Annotated in this window: 1 protein-coding gene; it reads left to right on the forward strand. The window is 30.3% G+C overall.

What is annotated here, in order from left to right; translation table 11 throughout:
• Positions 1-808 (forward strand): hypothetical protein (locus AC27VX_RS23730; RefSeq protein WP_488698446.1); only part of this gene is annotated, 808 nt, incomplete at its 5' end.
• Positions 809-1,229 lie beyond the last annotated feature (421 nt).

Below are 1,229 nucleotides of genomic sequence, written 5' to 3' on the forward strand. Positions count from 1 at the left end.
GAATGATGCAATGTTCGCTTCTGGAGAAGCAGCACAATTTGCTTTTAAAATGTATGTGGCAACGATGTCTACAGGAACTGGAACATCAGGAGGGAATATATTTACGGGATGGGAAAATCTAGGACCCGGACCAAAGGGAGGAATCAGATTTATTTTAAATATGGGATCAAGTGCAGATATGAATGATGCTGCTAAAACAAGAATAAATGAAATAAGGAGAAACTATCCTAATGATAAAATAGTTGAACTTTTAGAGGGTAATTTTGGAAAACTTGCAAATATTGTAAAAAGAGAATTAGATATTGCAAAAAAAGAAGGTTATGGTAAAACATTAGAATTAAGTGTCTTTTCTCATGCTTCTACAGATGGACCTGTCGGGGAATATGATAAAAACAATCCTTATGATTTATCAAAAGAATCAGGAGATCTAATTGACAAAGGACAAATGTCTTTAGTTGGTTGGTCCAAAATAAATTGGAATTTTGATCCAAAAAATAGCGTTGCCGCTTTTTATGGTTGTCAAAGTGATACTTTTGCTGAAAAATTTATGAGAATTAGTAATGTTTACTACACAGCTGGAATAGGTGGAAGCGCAGGGGGGTCAAAAACAATTTCTGGAGAGTTTAGCAATACTATTTTAAATAATTTTGGGTTATCATTTGGAAATGTGTATATGAGATCACAAACAGATGGAATTGTAGATCCATTAACAATTTACAGAAGAGGATATACTGCAAAATCACCCGATGGTTATAGATATTTGAAGCCTATTGAATACTATAGAAATGCAACAGTACCATCAAAATAAATGTAATATTAAGTTATGAAATTAATTATAAGAATAATAAAAGTAATAGTAGGTTTTTTTTCTTATCTCTTTTTAAGTATTTTCTATCAGAAATTCTTAGGTCAAGAACCTTTTAATAATTCTTTTTCAATAGGCTTACCTAGGTTTTATTTTGAGTTTTATTCAAGTGACTGTCAGAAGCTTAATGGTAGTAATTTGGGGCAATTTGGAATTAATATGATTATTTATACAGCTATAGTTACCATTTATTACAAATTTTTTAAAAAACTTTTCTAAAAATAAAGTAGAAAAAAGTAATATTCCAAATCTGATGATATCTAATGTATAAGAGTATTAACAACTATCCCTCTTTACTGTAAGATTATATCCTGTAATAATAGCGAAACCACTGCTATTAAGCGGTGGTTTTGTTTGTGAAAAG

The organism is Chryseobacterium sp. 14P4.3.2 (assembly GCF_057799275.1).